This window comes from Rhizobium sp. P38BS-XIX (genome assembly GCF_012641435.1).
Lineage (GTDB): Bacteria > Pseudomonadota > Alphaproteobacteria > Rhizobiales > Rhizobiaceae > Rhizobium.
Genome location: NZ_JABAIJ010000002.1, coordinates 18,827 through 34,312 on the forward strand (window position 1 = coordinate 18,827; position 15,486 = coordinate 34,312).

19 protein-coding genes are annotated in these 15,486 nt (G+C 58.4%); 5 read left to right on the forward strand and 14 right to left on the reverse strand.

Annotation, left to right across the window (positions count from 1 at the left end):
* Positions 1 to 196 precede the first annotated feature (196 nt).
* From HGP17_RS09245 to xth, 3 genes are all read right to left on the reverse strand, one after another.
* Positions 197 to 928 (reverse strand): SDR family oxidoreductase, encoded by a 732-nt coding sequence (locus HGP17_RS09245; protein ID WP_168808211.1) that lies wholly within the window; start codon positions 926 to 928, stop codon positions 197 to 199.
* A gap of 69 nt (positions 929 to 997) precedes the next feature.
* Complete coding sequence (locus HGP17_RS09250) at positions 998 to 1,576, reverse strand: TetR/AcrR family transcriptional regulator (RefSeq protein ID WP_168808213.1); 579 nt, start codon at positions 1,574 to 1,576, stop codon at positions 998 to 1,000.
* A 906-nt stretch (positions 1,577 to 2,482) separates the two neighbouring features.
* Positions 2,483 to 3,253 carry an exodeoxyribonuclease III gene (gene xth / locus HGP17_RS09255; RefSeq protein WP_168808215.1) on the reverse strand — a complete coding sequence of 257 codons (771 nt, stop codon included), beginning with the start codon at positions 3,251 to 3,253 and terminating at the stop codon, positions 2,483 to 2,485.
* A 583-nt stretch (positions 3,254 to 3,836) separates the two neighbouring features.
* Here xth and HGP17_RS09260 point away from each other — a divergent pair.
* The gene (locus HGP17_RS09260) at positions 3,837 to 4,703 is read left to right on the forward strand and encodes an alpha/beta hydrolase (RefSeq protein WP_168808217.1); all 867 of its coding nucleotides are present in this window, start codon (positions 3,837 to 3,839) and stop codon (positions 4,701 to 4,703) included.
* A gap of 114 nt (positions 4,704 to 4,817) precedes the next feature.
* On the opposite strand, the gene HGP17_RS09265 is transcribed toward HGP17_RS09260, so the two are convergent.
* From HGP17_RS09265 to HGP17_RS09285, 5 genes are all read right to left on the reverse strand, one after another.
* Complete coding sequence (locus tag HGP17_RS09265) at positions 4,818 to 6,284, reverse strand: HWE histidine kinase domain-containing protein (protein ID WP_168808219.1); 1,467 nt, start codon at positions 6,282 to 6,284, stop codon at positions 4,818 to 4,820.
* 93 nt (positions 6,285 to 6,377) lie between these two features.
* A complete protein-coding gene (locus HGP17_RS09270) occupies positions 6,378 to 6,821 on the reverse strand; it encodes a YetF domain-containing protein (protein ID WP_168808221.1) in 444 nt (147 codons plus the stop codon).
* Between the two features lie 8 nt (positions 6,822 to 6,829).
* Complete coding sequence (locus HGP17_RS09275; protein ID WP_168808223.1) at positions 6,830 to 7,348, reverse strand: hypothetical protein; 519 nt, start codon at positions 7,346 to 7,348, stop codon at positions 6,830 to 6,832.
* A 4-nt stretch (positions 7,349 to 7,352) separates the two neighbouring features.
* Positions 7,353 to 7,898: a YidB family protein gene (locus tag HGP17_RS09280; RefSeq protein ID WP_168808225.1), complete on the reverse strand. Its 546-nt coding sequence runs from the start codon at positions 7,896 to 7,898 to the stop codon at positions 7,353 to 7,355.
* Positions 7,899 to 7,973: 75 nt separating this feature from the next.
* The gene (locus HGP17_RS09285) at positions 7,974 to 8,486 is read right to left on the reverse strand and encodes a ferritin-like domain-containing protein (protein ID WP_168808227.1); all 513 of its coding nucleotides are present in this window, start codon (positions 8,484 to 8,486) and stop codon (positions 7,974 to 7,976) included.
* Positions 8,487 to 8,669: 183 nt separating this feature from the next.
* Here HGP17_RS09285 and HGP17_RS09290 point away from each other — a divergent pair, with 183 nt between their 5' ends.
* Both HGP17_RS09290 and HGP17_RS09295 read left to right on the forward strand, forming a co-directional pair.
* Positions 8,670 to 8,945 carry a hypothetical protein gene (locus tag HGP17_RS09290; protein WP_168808229.1) on the forward strand — a complete coding sequence of 92 codons (276 nt, stop codon included), beginning with the start codon at positions 8,670 to 8,672 and terminating at the stop codon, positions 8,943 to 8,945.
* Between the two features lie 5 nt (positions 8,946 to 8,950).
* Positions 8,951 to 9,526, forward strand: coding sequence for a cysteine hydrolase (locus tag HGP17_RS09295; RefSeq protein ID WP_168808231.1), 576 nt, complete (start codon positions 8,951 to 8,953; stop codon positions 9,524 to 9,526).
* 59 nt (positions 9,527 to 9,585) lie between these two features.
* Here the strand turns inward: HGP17_RS09295 and HGP17_RS09300 are convergent, their stop codons facing one another.
* Entirely contained in the window at positions 9,586 to 10,857 is a 1,272-nt protein-coding gene (locus HGP17_RS09300; RefSeq protein ID WP_168808233.1) for a cation:proton antiporter, read from the reverse strand.
* 468 nt (positions 10,858 to 11,325) lie between these two features.
* On the opposite strand from HGP17_RS09300, the gene HGP17_RS09305 reads away from it, so the two are divergent.
* On the forward strand, positions 11,326 to 11,559 hold the full coding sequence (locus tag HGP17_RS09305) for a hypothetical protein (protein WP_168808235.1): 234 nt from the start codon (positions 11,326 to 11,328) through the stop codon (positions 11,557 to 11,559).
* 74 nt (positions 11,560 to 11,633) lie between these two features.
* Positions 11,634 to 12,026 (forward strand): low affinity iron permease family protein, encoded by a 393-nt coding sequence (locus HGP17_RS09310; RefSeq protein WP_168808237.1) that lies wholly within the window; start codon positions 11,634 to 11,636, stop codon positions 12,024 to 12,026.
* Here HGP17_RS09310 and HGP17_RS09315 read toward each other — a convergent pair.
* The 5 genes from HGP17_RS09315 to HGP17_RS09335 all read right to left on the reverse strand — a co-directional run bounded on the left by HGP17_RS09315 (position 12,023) and on the right by HGP17_RS09335 (position 15,433).
* Entirely contained in the window at positions 12,023 to 12,388 is a 366-nt protein-coding gene (locus HGP17_RS09315; RefSeq protein ID WP_168808239.1) for a low affinity iron permease family protein, read from the reverse strand. The genes HGP17_RS09310 and HGP17_RS09315 overlap by 4 nt on opposite strands.
* A 39-nt stretch (positions 12,389 to 12,427) precedes the next feature.
* On the reverse strand, positions 12,428 to 13,285 hold the full coding sequence (locus tag HGP17_RS09320) for an SDR family oxidoreductase (protein WP_168808241.1): 858 nt from the start codon (positions 13,283 to 13,285) through the stop codon (positions 12,428 to 12,430).
* A 34-nt stretch (positions 13,286 to 13,319) separates the two neighbouring features.
* The gene (locus tag HGP17_RS09325) at positions 13,320 to 13,889 is read right to left on the reverse strand and encodes a type 1 glutamine amidotransferase domain-containing protein (RefSeq protein WP_168809072.1); all 570 of its coding nucleotides are present in this window, start codon (positions 13,887 to 13,889) and stop codon (positions 13,320 to 13,322) included.
* Positions 13,890 to 14,484: 595 nt separating this feature from the next.
* Complete coding sequence (locus HGP17_RS09330; RefSeq protein WP_168808243.1) at positions 14,485 to 15,099, reverse strand: general stress protein; 615 nt, start codon at positions 15,097 to 15,099, stop codon at positions 14,485 to 14,487.
* A 22-nt stretch (positions 15,100 to 15,121) separates the two neighbouring features.
* Positions 15,122 to 15,433, reverse strand: a complete 312-nt coding sequence (locus HGP17_RS09335; protein WP_168808245.1) for a PepSY domain-containing protein — start codon at positions 15,431 to 15,433, stop codon at positions 15,122 to 15,124.
* Positions 15,434 to 15,486: the final 53 nt, after the last annotated feature.

Consider the following 15,486-nt stretch of genomic DNA (forward strand, 5'->3'; position numbering starts at 1 on the left):
CAAACACTCTTTGAGGGCGAATGTTCCCCGCGAAACGGAAGCAAATTGGGCTTATGGAAATGATTTCGGTTCCGACGCAGCAGCGATGCTTCGCCGCCACTTCTCGCAAAGCTATGCGGTTCCACTCACACTGACGCTATTCAACACGGACACGGTGCGATAGCAGCTGTCAGCGTCGCCACAGGCGCCATCTGTTTCAAAGGATCCATCCTCCGTCGATCGTCAGGCTCGAGCCGGTCATGTAGGAAGAGCGTGGGCCGGCAAGGTATGACACGAGTTCGGCGATCTCGGCTGGATCGGCGACTCGCTTCAAGGGGCTTCGGTCCGTCAGGAACTCAATCGATCCGGCGTTCATGTCCGTGTTCGTCGGTCCCGGCTGGATATTGTTGACCGTAACGCGTCTGGGAGCCAGATCGAGCGCGAGGCCTTTCACCATTGCAGCGACCGCCGCCTTCGTGAACTGGTAAACACTAGTGCCTTGAAAGCCCGTTCTGACGGCGGTGTTGGAACCAATCGTGATGACCCGGCCCCCGTCCTTCATCTGTGCGACGGCGGCCTGGATTGCAAGGAAGACACCGCGGATATTGACGTCGATCATGAGGTCGAGTTCCCCAAGTTCGACCGCGTCGACGGTGTTGATGCGGAGAATGCCGGCATTGACCACAACCGTGTCGAGCGGCCCGAGTTCGTCGACTGTCCTACGCACCGCCGCCTTGATCGCCTCAGGATCGGCGCTGTCGGCACGAATAGCAATCACTCGCCGTTCGCTCTCCTGCACGGAGGAAGCGAGCTCAGACGCACTATCGGGTCGGGACACGTAAGTAAAAGCAACGTCGAAGCCATCCTCGACAAGTCTGCGCACGGCCGCTGCACCTATGCCGCGCGCGCCGCCAAACACGAGGGCAGTTTTGGGTTTTGTGATCGTCATGTCATTCTCCATTTTTGACATATCAGTCCATAACTGGTTAAATAAAATACCTCCTATGTGGAGGGTCGATCAGCACTTGAGGCGATCAGCCGCGAAGCGGGCCATCGCCTTGAGGGCGGCGCTGGAAGCTCCGCCGCGTGCCGCAAGCTGGAGACCGGTCATTGTCATGAGTACGAACGCTGCCGCCTCCCCGGGATCAAGGCTTGTGTCGATCTTTCCCTCCTGCTGCCCTTCTCGAATTCTTAGAACGATGTTTTTATGAAGAACGTCGCTAACCGTTTGTCTGCGGGCATTGAGCTCCGCGTCCGTCACACCAAATTCCCCGACTGATCCAACGCCCATGCATCCTAACGCGCGCTCCTGGTCATCTTCTGCGACAAGACCTAAAAGCAGGTTCTCGATACCCTCGATCGGGCCGCCATCGGATAGCCGTCTAAGATGTCCGGACGTCGTCCTGCGCTGGTATGCGTCGAGGGCCTCTAGGTAAAGCGTTCGTTTGTCGCCGAACGCGCCGTACAGGCTCTGCCTGCCTATCCCCATGGCCTCACGCAGGTCGTCTGTCGACGACGCGGCGAAACCTTTCGCCCAGAATACCCTTAAAGCCCTTTCCAGCGCCGCTTGCCGGTCGAATTCCCTTGGTCTTGCCATGAGAGTTTTTTATCAATTACGGACAGATCGGTCAATAATTATTTTCCAATATTTATCTGCCCGTGCCAGTAGCTGTTGGCTGAAGAGTAAAGCCCCACGTCCGCAAACTTCACATCTCGTCAGGCATCGCTATCTCTTGCCTGTCACGCCCTTTGCGGAACCTGATGCCGCCAGTCAACTGCCAGGCGGGAAGTCCCGCACGCCAGGTTTGTCCGCGAAGAACAAAAAGCGTTAATGCATTTGCCGGGCTTCACGTCCCGTGATGGGCAAGCGTTCGAAAGGTGACGGATGGCCCAACGGCAAACGATCTGGGGGTCCAGACCACGCACACCAACGCTCTGGTCAAGCAGATCCGCGCGAAGGCTATGCCGGTCTTGCTGCCGCCGCATTGGGGAAGGAGGGCCTAAATGCCAGCGCCGTGGGACAAGGCGCGGGCGCTCGCTCGCGCGGTGCCGGGTGATGCCCTTATTATTTCATCTCGCGAGCCGTACAGTACCTCGATCTTCGAAATCGGGCGATCCGATCGTGCAACCGACACAACTAGTTATTCAACGCTTGAGGTGGGCATACCAGTCGGCATAGGGGCTGTTTGCCGCAAGATGCTGGTTGAAATCGGGTGCCCCGTCACTCCACCAGACCGGCCCCCGCTCGCCGAGCGCAATTTTGGTGGCGTCGACCCGCTCACGGGCCCATGCCAGGCTCCGGATATCCCCCTTGAATTTCCGACCGTCGCGCCGCGCCGACAGAGTTCTTTCACCAACTCGTCGCGGCGCGACTTTGAAAGCTTAGGATTGCTCTTGCGCCAGAGCCGGCCACGAACGACGAAATAGCGTCCGTCAGGTGTCTCAGGGTACTCCGCGCCACTGACCTTGTCACTTCTTTCGCCTGAGTCCTTCGACCTCATTCTCAATCCACCTCGATCCACACAGGCGCATGGTCGCTCGTTTGCGGCAAAGCCCGCACCCACCGATCCACACCGGCCGATTTCAGGTTGGTCGCGAGGGTGGGGCTCAGGAGAAATTGATCGATCCGCAGGCCGGCATCGCGCTCGAACGAGTTTCGCCAGTATTTCCAGAATGTGTACATGGGCTCGTTCGGATGGAGCGTTCGAACGGCGTCGGTCCAGCCCTGTTTCAGCATCGCGGCATAGGCGCGGCGAACTTCCGGCCGGAACAGCGCATCGTCGCGCCAACGCTCAGGCTTATAGACGTCGAGATCGGTCGGCATGACATTGAAGTCGCCAATCAGCGCCACCGGCACGCCGAGCCTGAGCAATTCCTGCCCGTATTTCTGGAGGCGCTTGAACCAACGGAGCTTGTAATCAAATTTCGGGCCTGGCTGCGGATTGCCATTCGGCAGATAGAGGCATCCGACAATCACGCCATTGACGGCAGCCTCGATATAGCGGCCCTGCTCGTCATCCGCATCACCAGGCAAGCTGCGACGTGTCTCGATCGGATCAGCATCGCGCGCCAGGATCGCCACGCCATTCCAGCTTTTCTGCCCTCGCCAGATGGCTCCATAGCCCGCTTTCTCGATTGCCAGGCGCGGAAATTTTTCATCCGGTGCCTTCAGTTCCTGCAGACAAACGACATCCGGGGCTGCCTCCGCCAGCCACTGCAGGAGTACTTCCAGCCGCCCATTGATGCCGTTGAGGTTGTAGGTCGCGAGCTTCACCGATGATCAGTGCGTGGCGTCACTGCCTCCACGATCGTCTCGTCAGGTTTCACGTTGTTCGTTGCCATGTGACGCTTGTGGATTGACCAGAAGCGGCTGACAGCGCTTTCCCTGAACTTGCTTTCGTCATCAGGGTCGAGACAACGCTTATCAGTTCCAACATTGATCAGTTCACACTTACTCATCGGTATTCTCCGTTTTCGAATGTGACGGGATAAAACGCACTGACGAGCTGAAAGATGCATGAAACCACTGGTGTTTCGGCGATCCCTACGTTGGCTTATTCGTGCGCGCCGGGTCGATTGTCTTTGTCTGCGCTTGGCGCGCCGCCAAGCCGGTATCGGACCCGCGTTTTATGTGATCTTTGTGTTCCCCGCTTACGTCAAACGAGCGCTTAACGCCAGGCATTGAGGCTAGCCAAGTCTCTGCGCCTATCACATCGTGCGTCGTTCGTTCGAGCCGGAACTTGTCCGCCTGCCGTGCTCATCGTCATATCGGAACAACGAGCTCGTATTCGAGTTTCGCAATAAAATCGGCTCGGGCAATCAACCCGCCGGATCGCGTTTCAAGATGTAGGTTACACGTGTTTCAAGGGTTTGAACTTTCGTACGTCGACATCCCCATCGGATCGCTCAGAGTGCGCTACGGGGGCGCCGGCCCTGCAGTCCTTCTTCTTCATGGACATCCCCGAACGCACATGACCTGGGGGCACGTGGCCGATCTTCTGTCCGATCAGTTCACCGTCGTCTGTCCAGACCTTCCAGGCTTCGGTCGGTCCTACATTCCCCGAGACGCTCCCGACAGCCGGCACTCGTCAAAGCGGGCGAAGGCAGCCGCTCTCGTCGAACTGATGGCGCAGCTAGGTCATCGCACCTTCCACGTCGTCGGGCACGACCGCGGAAGCCTGACCGCCTTCAGAATGGCCATGGAACATCAGGATGCCGTCCAGCGATTGATAACGATCGACGGACTGCCAGTCCTCGAGCACCTCGAACGGGCCGATTGGAAGTTCGCACGAGACTGGTATCATTGGTTCTTCTTCGCTCAGCCCGAAAAACCTGAGCGGGCGATCCTGGCCAACCCGACCGCCTGGTATTCTGCCCTGTCGCCCAATCTCATGGGTGCTGAAGCCTATAAGGACATACTGAATGCGATCCATGACCCGCGGGTCGTGCACGGGATGCTTGAAGACTATCGCGCCGGAATTCGCATTGACCACTTGCACGACCGCTCCGATCGCGAGGCGGGCCGACGGGTGGTGTGCCCGACGTTATGTCTATGGTCGACGATGGATGATCTGGCGTCTATCTACGGCGACCCCATTGCCATCTGGCGAAACTGGGCGACCGACGTCAGTGGATTTGGCGTCGAAAGCGGTCATCATGTCGCTGAGGAAAACCCGGTCGCGTTGGCCGAAGCGATACGCACGTTTCTCGGAAAAGGGCGGTGAACCCTCGTTCAAGGTCATGTTCGGTTGCAACCTTATGGGAAGCGCAGCAACGCGCACGGACAACATGACTTTTTCGCCCAAAGCCCACGGTCGTTCGCAACAGGGACAAGGCCTTTACGAGGTGAGAGAGGCGGCGGACGCACGAAACCGGGCAAAAAATCCCGTATCGCCGTAATCCAAATCGACCTTCCTCGACCCATTGACGCCGAGGCCGATCAGTCGCGATCCAAATCCCTTTCGCTGGGGCGCAAATGCGGGTGGACCTCCAACCTCACGCCAGGTCAACTCGAACTCTTCGCCACGAATTATCCAGCTTATATCAACCCGGCCATCATCGACCGATAGCGATCCATACTTCAATGCGTTCGTCGCCAGCTCGTGTAAAAGCAGCGACAATGACATCGCGGCCTTTGGGCCGACGTCGACGTCCGGGCCTTGCAACTGGAAGCGCTCGATGAACGTATCCCTGAGAAGAACGCTGTCGATGAGCGCCTTGAGCTGAGTCGATTGCCAACTCGTTTGCAACAGCATGTCATGTGCCCGGCCTAGCGCGATCAATCGTTCCTGGAAGGTGGTCGTGACCTCCGGGGCGATACCGCGCAACGACTGCGTTGCGACGGCCTGTACCACCGCGAAACTGTTCTTCACGCGGTGAGCCATCTCTTCCAGAAGAAGCTGCCTCTGTTCTTCGGCTAGACGCTTTTCTGTCTGATCACGCAGAATTTTCACATAGCCCTGTAGCGAACCGTCGTCAGCTACAAGTGGCATGAGCTCGCCGTTGGCCCAGAAACGCTCGCCACTCTTACGCAGATGCCACCTTTCGTCCATGCTTCGGCCGTGCACAGCTGCCGCCCGCATTTCGCTTTCAGGAATACCGGCTTCTCTATCCTCAGGAGTGAAGAAAAACGAGACGTCGTGTCCCCTGGCCTCTGCGGCCGTCCAGCCCAGGACCCGGACGGCGCCCTCGTTCCAATCCGTAATTAAGCCGTCGCGGCCGCTAACGACGATCGCGTAGTCAATGGCGCTTTCAAGAACCGCTTTATAGCGAGCGTTGTCTTCCAAAGCGAGCTTGCGGGCGGCAACCTCAGAGGCAGCAAGGCGCCTGAGCTCAAGACGCGCCATGACCTGCGAGGCGAGAACACGTAGCGTTCTCTGCTGCAGCTCGCTCAACTGCCTGGGCTCGTAGTCGAGAACACAGACGGTCCCAAGCGGCAGGCCCTCGCTCGTTTTCAGCAACGCTCCGGCATAGAAACGGAGATGAGGGGCACCGACAACGAGAGGGTTGCAGTCGAAGCGATGATCCTTCGTTGCGTCCGGCACCAATAGAAAATCATTTTCCAGGATCGCCTTCGCGCAAAAGGAGCTTTCGAACGGCGTCTCGCGCACGCCGAGACCGACCTCTGCCTTGAAGAATTGCCGCCGGTCACCGATCAGATTGACGACGGCGATCGGCGTGCCGCAGATGTCCGAGGCAAGCTTGGCGACGTCGTCGAAGTCCTTTTCTGGAGGCGTATCGAGGATGCAGTAACTGTCGAGAGCCTGAAGGCGCTCACGTTCTTTCGTCCCGATCATGGTATTCATATAATAAGCCCCGTTTACCAGGGCCATGCCCATTTAACAGGCCATAGCACTTACCGGCAAACCGCCGCAACCGCGTTGCTTGTCGCCAAAAGGTCAGCTCTTCTTGATAATGCTGATCGCACCGCTGACTTCCAAGATGGCGAACTTGATTTCCTGTACTGTTTCAATGCCCTCCTGGCTTCTTGCCGCCTCCATGACGTCTTCCCGATCCAGGCGGCAGCCCCGCAATGCTTTGCTGTCGTAGACGCCGTCGACAACCAGGATGGTCGGGACACCATCGATCACATGGCCCGCCCGCGGCCACCATCGCTTCAGGTAGGAGAGCCCAATATCGGTCGTAAACAGGGTGAGTATCAGCAGGATGGCGTTGGTGATCGAGAAGTCGTCCCCCAGCATCGCCTGCTGCGTAGTCTCGGAGATGACGAGGACGATTACCAGGTCAAAAGGGGTCATTTGCGCCAAAGTGCGACGGCCCGACAGGCGAATGATAACAAGCAGGGTAAAGTAGATCGCAAGCCCGCGAACGACAGCGTCCATTGTCACTCCTAAGGCAATATTATGGTTGAGTGTTCGGCGACATCGTTGTCAATCCCGACGAGGAACGCTCTTACACCCGGCTGCTGCGTCTTGAGCCGGAAAATGATTTTCGCCGAAGCCGTCTCATCGGACCTGAAAACGTAACCTATGCGCCCGTTCTTTTGGACTGTCGTCTTCTGAGGGGGATCGATGCCGTCCACGGAGAAGGTCTCCAGGAACCTCGAATCGACGTACACAGTCTGATCCACGACAGATGCGCCGAGCGTCACCCGCATTTCATCTGGAGCATTCCAACGTGAGATAGCCGGGATTTCGATGTCTCCGCCGGATGACGCCACCGCTTTCATCGAGAAGATACCGCCTCGACCTAGCAACCCCAGCAGACAGGCGAGCAGGATCAACGCGAAGACGAGCCACGCCACCCGTTGCACGGCCCAGAAAGCGCGCTGAAAGGCGCGTTGATCTCCGACGCCTTCCGGAAGTGTGGGCCTACACCTCGGTTTCGAGATATCCATCCGATCGGGCATGGCATCACGCCGTCGATGTCTGACCTGCCCTCGATGTCCCGCCAGCGGAATTGGCAACTCCGTCCTCCGCCTCGGGGACCCGACCGTCGGGAGTGAGGTCATCGACCGCCTTCGGGAGATCGCGACTGAGACGGTCTACGATCTCCTGTTGCGACAATCCCGTCTTCGAGGCGAGTTCATTCAGAATCCCTGGACCGAGGGCCTCGGAAAGCTGGCTGCCATCGATCTCAGTATTCGGCCCGGTCTTCACCCAGGACTCGGCCTTATCCGAATGGCCGTTTTGCTGGAAGGTTTTGAGAAGGTCCGCGAGACCGTCACTCAGGATTCCGCCGGTCGATAGCCCGCCCAGAAGATCGCCGAAGCCGCTCGAACTGGCGAATAGGCCGCCCAAGCCGCCGTTCTGCTGGCCGCGATCACCTTCCTCAGCGGAGGATCCACCGCCATGCTGTGAGCTTTGGATCTGGCGAAGCAGCTCGCCGATCTTATCACGGTTCTGATAGCCAGCGACGGCGAGCACGCCTAACAGGGCCTTCAATGGTCCGCTCATCATTGTCTTATCTCCTTCCAATACGAAGCGGCACGTGCCTGTCGGTGCGTGCCGCAGAATTTGGTCCTCTTTCGTCGGTCAGGCGGCCTTCGAGCCTTTGCCCTTTGCATTTGCCTGAGCTTTCGCGAGCTCCGTGAGCTTTGCGTCGGTTGCCTTTTCCTCCTCGAGGTTGGCCTGCAGCAATGGAACCGCGTCCTTCAAGCCGAGCTGGCCCGCCCAAGCGATCAACGTGCCGTAGCGGGCGATCTCGTAGTGCTCGACCGCCTGCGCTGAAGAAATCAGGCCAGCGTCGAGAGCTGGCGAGTCCTTGAACTCTTCCATGATCTCCTCGCCTTCGGCGATGATCCCCTGGATCGCCTCGCAGGTCTTGCCGCGGGCTGCCTTGCCAAGAACTTCAAACACCTGTTCGAGGCGTTCGACCTGGCCCTGGGTCTCGTCGCGATGCTGAAGGAATCCTGCCTTGCCCTCTTCGGATTGAGCGGCGCGCGCCATCTTGGGAAGGGCCTTCAGGATCTGCTTCTCGGCGAAATAGATATCCTTGAGCGTATCCAGAAATAGGTCGTCGAGTGTTTTCGGGGAAGTGGTTGCCATCATATCCTCCTAAGGTTGGCCGGCCCGCTGGCCCTGATGGCCGGATAATGCCGTCACCACCGGTTCCAGGAGACCGAAGACCGAATGCGCCGACATACGTTTTGTTCCGGTCCGCTACCGGACAGGAACTTATGGCGTCCAACAGCTTTGGATGGGCAGAGCAAGGAGGCACCCATGCAGCTCATGAACATCGAAGTCGACCGTGCGGTCAATGGAATGGTCGCCGTGGAATTCCAGGGAGAAGGGGGTGAGGTCGTTGCCGTAAAAATAGCTGCGACCGCGGTCGATGACGCCACCGCCATCGACCGCGCAAAGGCCATCATGGTCCAACTCGCAACGTTCGGCGATTTTGATCCAGCACAAGGCGAGCGCTTGAGAGATGGCGCGGTAGTCTTTGAAACAAGCACGGTACGTCCTGTTGTTTCGACCTTCGGCGACGCACCTTCTTCGGCCGTCTGAGCTCGATGTTGAACAATTGGGCCCACCTTTGCATCGATATGCAGTCGATGTTCGCGGAACAGACGCCTTGGCACGTGCCGTGGATGGCGAGCATATCCCCCGCAGTGGTGGAAGTCGCCGCCTGCTACCCGCAAAGGACGATCTTTACGCGGTTCGTGCCGCCGGCGGCTGCCGATAAGGCGACGGGCATGTGGAAGAACTACTATCGAAAGTGGGGGGCAATGACCCTTGAACGGATCGACCGTCGGCTTGTTGACGTCGTTCCGGAGTTAGCACGGTTTGTGCCGCCAGCGCGAACATTTGACAAGATGACTTACTCGCCATGGACAGACGGACGGCTGCATCGGACACTTCAAGAGGAGGGCATTCAAACGCTGGTGGTGACCGGGGGCGAGACCGATGTCTGCGTTCTCGCAGCCGTTCTCGGAGCGATCGATCTCGGTTACGGGGTGAAGGTCCTGAGCAACGCTGTGTGCAGCGGAGCCGACGAAACGCACGACGCGACCCTGCTCCTCCTCGCCGACCGGTTTTCTGTGCAGGTGGACGTGCTCACCAGCGAAGAATTCCTGCACCAGCTCTAGCCGCATCACATACCGCCGTCCGTCTCTTTGCCGCAGACCGCGAACCCCTTGAAACCGATTCAGTCCTTGGCCGCGGCCACGATTGGCTTCACTTTCTCGACGCCGCGCCTACGGTCGATCCAGCGCATGACGGGGGTCACCGCTATGCCATGGAGAACGATGGAAGCCAGGATGATTGTGAGCACCGTCGCCCAGACGGTTTCGATACCCTCAAATTTCGTCTTTCCGGATGCGTAGGCGAGGTAATAGATCGATCCCAGCCCGCGAATACCGAATACCGACACGACTAGCTTCTCCGTACGAGGATGACGACAGCCGGTAAGGCTGATCCATCCCGCCAGCGGTCTTACGATCCCGAGCGTGATGGCGGCAACGCCGGCAACGCGCCAGTCGACATGTTGAAGCAGATACCCTTCTGCGACGATCGACCCGAAGCAGACGAGAAGCACCATCATCAGCATACGCTCGATCTGCTCACCAAAGTCGTGCAGCTCTCCGTGAAAGCGACTACGGCGCTCGACATTGCGAAGCGTCAGGGCGGTGACAAAGACCGCCACAAAACCAAAGCCGTGAACGAGTTCGGTGAGGGCGTAAGCGACGCAGGTGAATCCAAGCGCTGCCAGTCCGTCGCCCGTTCTGGCGATCCGCCCGCTTTCCGGGATCTTGAATGTCAGGTATCCGAGTGCACACCCCACAAGCCAGCCCATCCCGACGCCGGCGGCCAGCTTCCAGACGACGTCGAAGATCAGCCAACGGCCGACCCAGTTCATTTCACCAGCCGCGCCTCCTGTCATGGCAATGGCCGCCAGGACGAATGGAAAACTAAGCCCATCGTTCAGACCTGCTTCCGAGGTCAGCGCGAAGCGAATGTCATCCTCTTCCCCGCTCTGTGGTGGTCCGACCTGCACGTCCGCCGCCAGCACCGGATCAGTTGGTGCGAGTGCGGCGCCAAGCAGAAGCGCGGATGCCGCACCGAGGCCGAGGAAGCTCCAGCCGAGGAAGGCGATCGCAGCGATCGAGAGAGGCATGGCGATGCCCAGCAGTCTCCAAGCAATTATCCATCTCGTCCACCCGAGCGGCCGATCGATCTTCAGGCCCGCCCCCATCAAGGCGACGATGACGACGAATTCTGTGAGGTGCTCGGCCCATCTCGTATTTTCGAGCGGATTGAACCGAGGAAGCGGCGTGAAAGGCGACCACGCAAGCAGCATTCCAATCGCGATGCAGCAGATCGGCAGAGACAACGGCATCCGCTTCAAGACCAGTGGAAGCCATGTCGTCAGTAGGACGATCGCCCCGAAGATGAAGAGCGTGACGACATAGCTGTTCAATGGCACATGTCTCCCGCGGTGATTTCAGGCCGCTTCCTCCACCTGCCATCTTTCACGGGCCGCACCGCCAGTGTCGCAAAGCGCACGCACCGCGGTCTCGATCCTTTGACAGCTTTTATCCTTCCCGTTGGAGGCATTGTTCATTCACCTTGTGCAAGTGCTGGATTGCGCTCGCGGTGCCCAGTTCGGAACTGTGTCATGAGGTGCGGCCATCGCAGCGCTTATTTCGACCGAGCAGGCTAAACGCTCAACGCCGTCAGCTGTTCCTAAACGGCAATACAAGCCCGCCTAACGGTATCCCGCAGTATTCGCTGACTGTGGAGTTCTTATCCATGCGTGAATGCGGCAAAGAGCCATGTCAGAATACCAGGCCATGACGCGCTTTGGAAACTCGGTGAGCGGTCGCGTTCTGGAGGCAGCCTTGATCTCCTTCGGCAGTCCGCTACGTGCTCTGCAGGAGGATCCCGCATGCCAACTCATGACGCAAATATCCGCGTGCTCTCACAAGCCGTTCAAGCTTGGTATCGTTACTACGATGTGGAGCCGGACGAAACGGCATCTCACGCCCTGTGTTTAGCGGCCATTGAATTCTACAATGACGGCTACCGCACGCTTGACGACCTTTCCACGGTGCTCATTGGCACCTACGTCGGCAAGTGGTCGACACGGGTCAACGCTCCAACCTCCATCAGCGTACACTAGCGGACCGAACACTGCTCTGCAGGAACCCTCCAAGTCATGGCTGCGTTATCAGTCGCCGGACGAGGTGAGGAACCATGAGCAAGAATACATCAAACTTTTTTTCCAAATTTGCGACGTCAGTAGCGGATCTTTCGGGCAAGCCAGCGACTTTCGTCATTGCCGTGGTTCTCGTTGTCGCGTGGGCGGTATCTGGTCCATTCTTCGGATACAGCGAGACTTGGCAGCTGGTCATCAACACGAGCACCACGATCGTCACCTTCCTGATGGTCTTCGTTCTGCAAAATTCGCAAAATCGTGATGGTAAGGCCCTTCAGGCCAAGCTTGACGAGTTGATCCTGACTTCGCAGGCCCAAAATAAGTTCGTGGGCATCGAAAAGCTGGACGAGCAGCAGTTGCGTGAAATGAGCCGAAAGCTCGCCGAGAAAGCCGAGTGCATCGAGGACGTTGCGGATCAGAAGGCGAGTTAGAGCCCGCCATCCAGTCCCGCAGATCGGTTTCCTGCCAGTCGTACGATATCATTCGCTTCCATCCGCTCGACCCCAATCATGTGATTGCCGGTGTCACTGGAGCGAATGAGGTTATCGATTTTCACTTGAAGCGCGGCCATGTCACGATTTTGCGAATGCTGCATGATCAGAAGCATGAACAGGGCGCCGGCGGTTCCAAACATGTTCGTCAGAAAAAACCATTCGATCGGTAATCGCGCCATAATTCCTGCTGCGCACCAGATGATGACAAGCCCGACTGCAGCCACGAGAACAACTTTGCCTCCCGCAAACCTGACCGTGGCTTCAGATATGGACAGAAAGCGAGCGCGACCTTCCTTCATGGATTTAGCCTTCGCTTTCTGTCCTTGTCGATCGTCATGTTACAGAATTGGCTCGCCGCCGGTGACGGCGATCGTCGCACCCGAGACGTAGCTCGAAAGCGGGTCGGCCAACATCACGTAAGCGGTTGCAAGCTCGGCCGGCTGTCCGGGACGTTTCATCGGAACCTGCTTTCCAAAGTTCCTGACGTTCTCGTCCGGCATGGTCGACGGAATGAGCGGTGTCCAGATCGGACCGGGCGCGACAGCATTCACCCGTATTTCCTTTTCCGCCAGCATCTGCGCGAGACCTGCGGTAAAATTCTGTATCGCGCCCTTCGTCGTTGCGTATGCGAGCAGATGCGGCGAAGGCGCGTCGGCGTTGATCGATGCCGTGTTGATGATCGAAGCCCCCGGCTTCATGTGCTTCACCGCCGCCTTCGTCAGATAGAACATCGCATGAATGTTCGTCTGGAAGGTGATTTCCCATTCCTCGTCCGAGATCTCGCCGATATCGCTGAAGCTTGCCTGGTGGGCGGCGTTGTTGACGAGTATGTCAAGTCCACCCAGTTTCGAAACTGCCGTGTCAATGATCTGTCGGCAGTGGTCGGCTGTTTGGATGTTACCAGGAAACAGAACGGCTTTGCGGCCCGCCTTTTCGATCCAGGACCTGGTCTCTTCAGCATCATCGTGTTCATCGAGATAGGATATGAGAACGTCTGCGCCTTCGCGGGCATAGGCGATTGCGATGGCCCGACCGATGCCGCTGTCACCACCGGTGATAACGGCCTTCTTGCCCGTTAGGCGTCCGGCCCCCTTGTAGCTTTGCTCACCGTGGTCGGGACGGGGATTCATCTTGTCGGTCTTGCCAGGCATCGTCTGTTTTGGGGTATCAAAAGGCGGTTTTGGATATTCGGTCATAGGATCGATCCCTTCCTGTTTCGCCGACGATCAGTCAGGCGTTGCGCGCCTGAGCCGGATGGCGACCTTCAGCGAACTCCTCAACAATCTTCGCGCAGAAGGCCGGGAGGTCTTTCGGGTTTCGGCTCGTCACGAGCCCTTTGTCTGTCACCACTTCCTGGTCCACCCATGTGCCACCAGCGTTTCGAACGTCGGTAGCGACGGTCGGGTATGAGGTGAGCGTACGGCCCTTCACCACTCCGGCTTCGACCAAAAGCCATGGGCCATGGCAAATGACGCCGACGGGCTTCGCCTGCTGAAAAAATTCCTTCACCAAGGCCACCACTTTCCGGTCGCCGCGGAGCTTGTCCGCACCGACCGTTCCACCAGGTATGACCAAACCGTCGAAATCGCTTGCAGAGACTTCGGACACCTTTTTGTCGACCTTATACTTGCCGCCTGGATCAAGATCGCCATTGACCGCCTGAGCTTCTCCAGCCTCGAGGCCGACAACGACCACCGCCGCGCCCGCCTTTTCGACCGCCTGCTTCGGCTGAACGAATTCGGGTTCCTCCGTTCCCCGGGGAGCGATGAGGATGGCGATTCTCTTTCCTGACAAGGACATGCTTTTCTCCGTTCGACATGAATCTGTGTGGGTAACCCTGTCCAAAGCTCCAAGAACATCCAAAGTTCCATCCGGTGTGCCTTGATCGTCAGCGACCGGCCCTTTGGTCGCAGGCCGGGATTTAGAAAACACCATCGGGTTCATGGCGCAGATCGTAGGGTGGCCGAGCTGCGCCATGTCTGTGGACCACAAATTGCCATCGCGTCGATGTTATGACGCCACGCTTTCCACTCAGCTCTTTCCTCTTTTGGAACCTCCGCTTGGAACGGCAGATCGAGAGCGTGCCGGCCGTCAGATCTCTCCAGGTGAAGTTTTGATGGGTTCGCTATTCAAGTCGTGTCGGGAGCTTCGCATTCCGTGCGTGCTTTTTGGCGCGCGATATAGCTGAACCGGCTCGATTGAAGACAATCAAAGATCATACGTTCGCGCCATGTCGTTTCGACATGGATCATCAGTTGGCGCGCAGGCTCGCACCGACCTGTCTTGATGCCATCTCGATATGGAAAAACTGCGCCGAAAGGTGCCGGCTATGGGCAGCAAAAAAGCCCCGCAGAAGCAACTTGCGAGGCTTTCCGATGCTTTGGGTTTCAGCGAATTACAGCCGATTGACGCGGTAGCGGTCGCGCTCGGCGGCAATCTGATCGCTGGTGTAGGGATCCGCCGTCTCGTCAAACCGCGTCCAGCCCTGTTCCGCATATCGCGCGCGACGGTCTGCGACGTTCACCCGCGGCGAGCTGTTGAGAATGGCTTCGGCCGATACGCGGCGGTCATCCTCCACACGTGCAGTGACGACGGAGCCGCCGCGACGAATGCTCTCGGCGTAGAAGTTCGCGTCTTCTTCCGGAACGCCGGATTCGATCATGGCGCCGACGATTCCGCCAACGGCACCGCCCGCGACGGCACCTGCGACCGCACCAGCGGCGGTGGCCGCAAGCCAGCCCGCCGCAACGACCGGGCCGACGCCAGGAATAGCCAGCATACCGAGGCCGGTCAGCAGGCCACCGGCACCGCCGGCGACAGCGCCGATACCGGCACCGGTACCCGCACCCTCACCTGCCCGATTGCCCTGCCCTTCGGCATCGACGTCGCCGTTCGCCTTGTTGGTGACGATGCTGATATCGTCCGACGGGACGCCGGCATCTTCGAGTGCTTTCACGGCCGCCTTGGCGTCGTCGTAGCTATCGTAAAGTCCTGTGATCGTGGTCTTCATGGATATTCCTCCGTGATCGTTTTTACTTGGCAAGGGTGATGTTGCCCTGGAAATCCAGGGAGACTTTACCGGGCTTGCCGTCCTTCGTAGCCGTGGCGCGCCATACTCCCTGGTCATCGAGCGCCAGACCCGACACGTCGGTGTACCCTGCACCTTCGATGCGGGACTTGGCCTGCACTTCGGTGAAGCTGTTCTTGCCAGCGATAGGAGCACCGGCATTCTGCTCGGTGTTGACAGCCGGCGTCGTCTGCGAGGTGCTCGGCGTCTCGCTCTGCGCAAATGCGCCAGTGGCAACGACGAGCAGACCGGCGGTGAAAAGTGTGAGTTTTTTCATTGGCGTTACCTCCTATTGGATAAATCGGAAACACTCAGAAAACCTATAGGTTC

Coding starts and splice junctions, on each gene's coding strand:
- HGP17_RS09245 (WP_168808211.1), bottom strand. CDS start 928: ATGACGATCACAAAACCCAAAACTGCCCTCGTGTTTGGCGGCGCGCGC.
- HGP17_RS09250 (WP_168808213.1), bottom strand. CDS start 1,576: ATGGCAAGACCAAGGGAATTCGACCGGCAAGCGGCGCTGGAAAGGGCT.
- HGP17_RS09265 (WP_168808219.1), bottom strand. CDS start 6,284: ATGAATACCATGATCGGGACGAAAGAACGTGAGCGCCTTCAGGCTCTC.
- HGP17_RS09270 (WP_168808221.1), bottom strand. CDS start 6,821: ATGGACGCTGTCGTTCGCGGGCTTGCGATCTACTTTACCCTGCTTGTT.
- HGP17_RS09275 (WP_168808223.1), bottom strand. CDS start 7,348: ATGCCCGATCGGATGGATATCTCGAAACCGAGGTGTAGGCCCACACTT.
- HGP17_RS09280 (WP_168808225.1), bottom strand. CDS start 7,898: ATGATGAGCGGACCATTGAAGGCCCTGTTAGGCGTGCTCGCCGTCGCT.
- HGP17_RS09285 (WP_168808227.1), bottom strand. CDS start 8,486: ATGGCAACCACTTCCCCGAAAACACTCGACGACCTATTTCTGGATACG.
- HGP17_RS09290 (WP_168808229.1), top strand. CDS start 8,670: ATGAACATCGAAGTCGACCGTGCGGTCAATGGAATGGTCGCCGTGGAA.
- HGP17_RS09295 (WP_168808231.1), top strand. CDS start 8,951: ATGTTGAACAATTGGGCCCACCTTTGCATCGATATGCAGTCGATGTTC.
- HGP17_RS09305 (WP_168808235.1), top strand. CDS start 11,326: ATGCCAACTCATGACGCAAATATCCGCGTGCTCTCACAAGCCGTTCAA.
- HGP17_RS09310 (WP_168808237.1), top strand. CDS start 11,634: ATGAGCAAGAATACATCAAACTTTTTTTCCAAATTTGCGACGTCAGTA.
- HGP17_RS09315 (WP_168808239.1), bottom strand. CDS start 12,388: ATGAAGGAAGGTCGCGCTCGCTTTCTGTCCATATCTGAAGCCACGGTC.
- HGP17_RS09320 (WP_168808241.1), bottom strand. CDS start 13,285: ATGACCGAATATCCAAAACCGCCTTTTGATACCCCAAAACAGACGATG.
- HGP17_RS09325 (WP_168809072.1), bottom strand. CDS start 13,889: ATGTCCTTGTCAGGAAAGAGAATCGCCATCCTCATCGCTCCCCGGGGA.
- HGP17_RS09330 (WP_168808243.1), bottom strand. CDS start 15,099: ATGAAGACCACGATCACAGGACTTTACGATAGCTACGACGACGCCAAG.
- HGP17_RS09335 (WP_168808245.1), bottom strand. CDS start 15,433: ATGAAAAAACTCACACTTTTCACCGCCGGTCTGCTCGTCGTTGCCACT.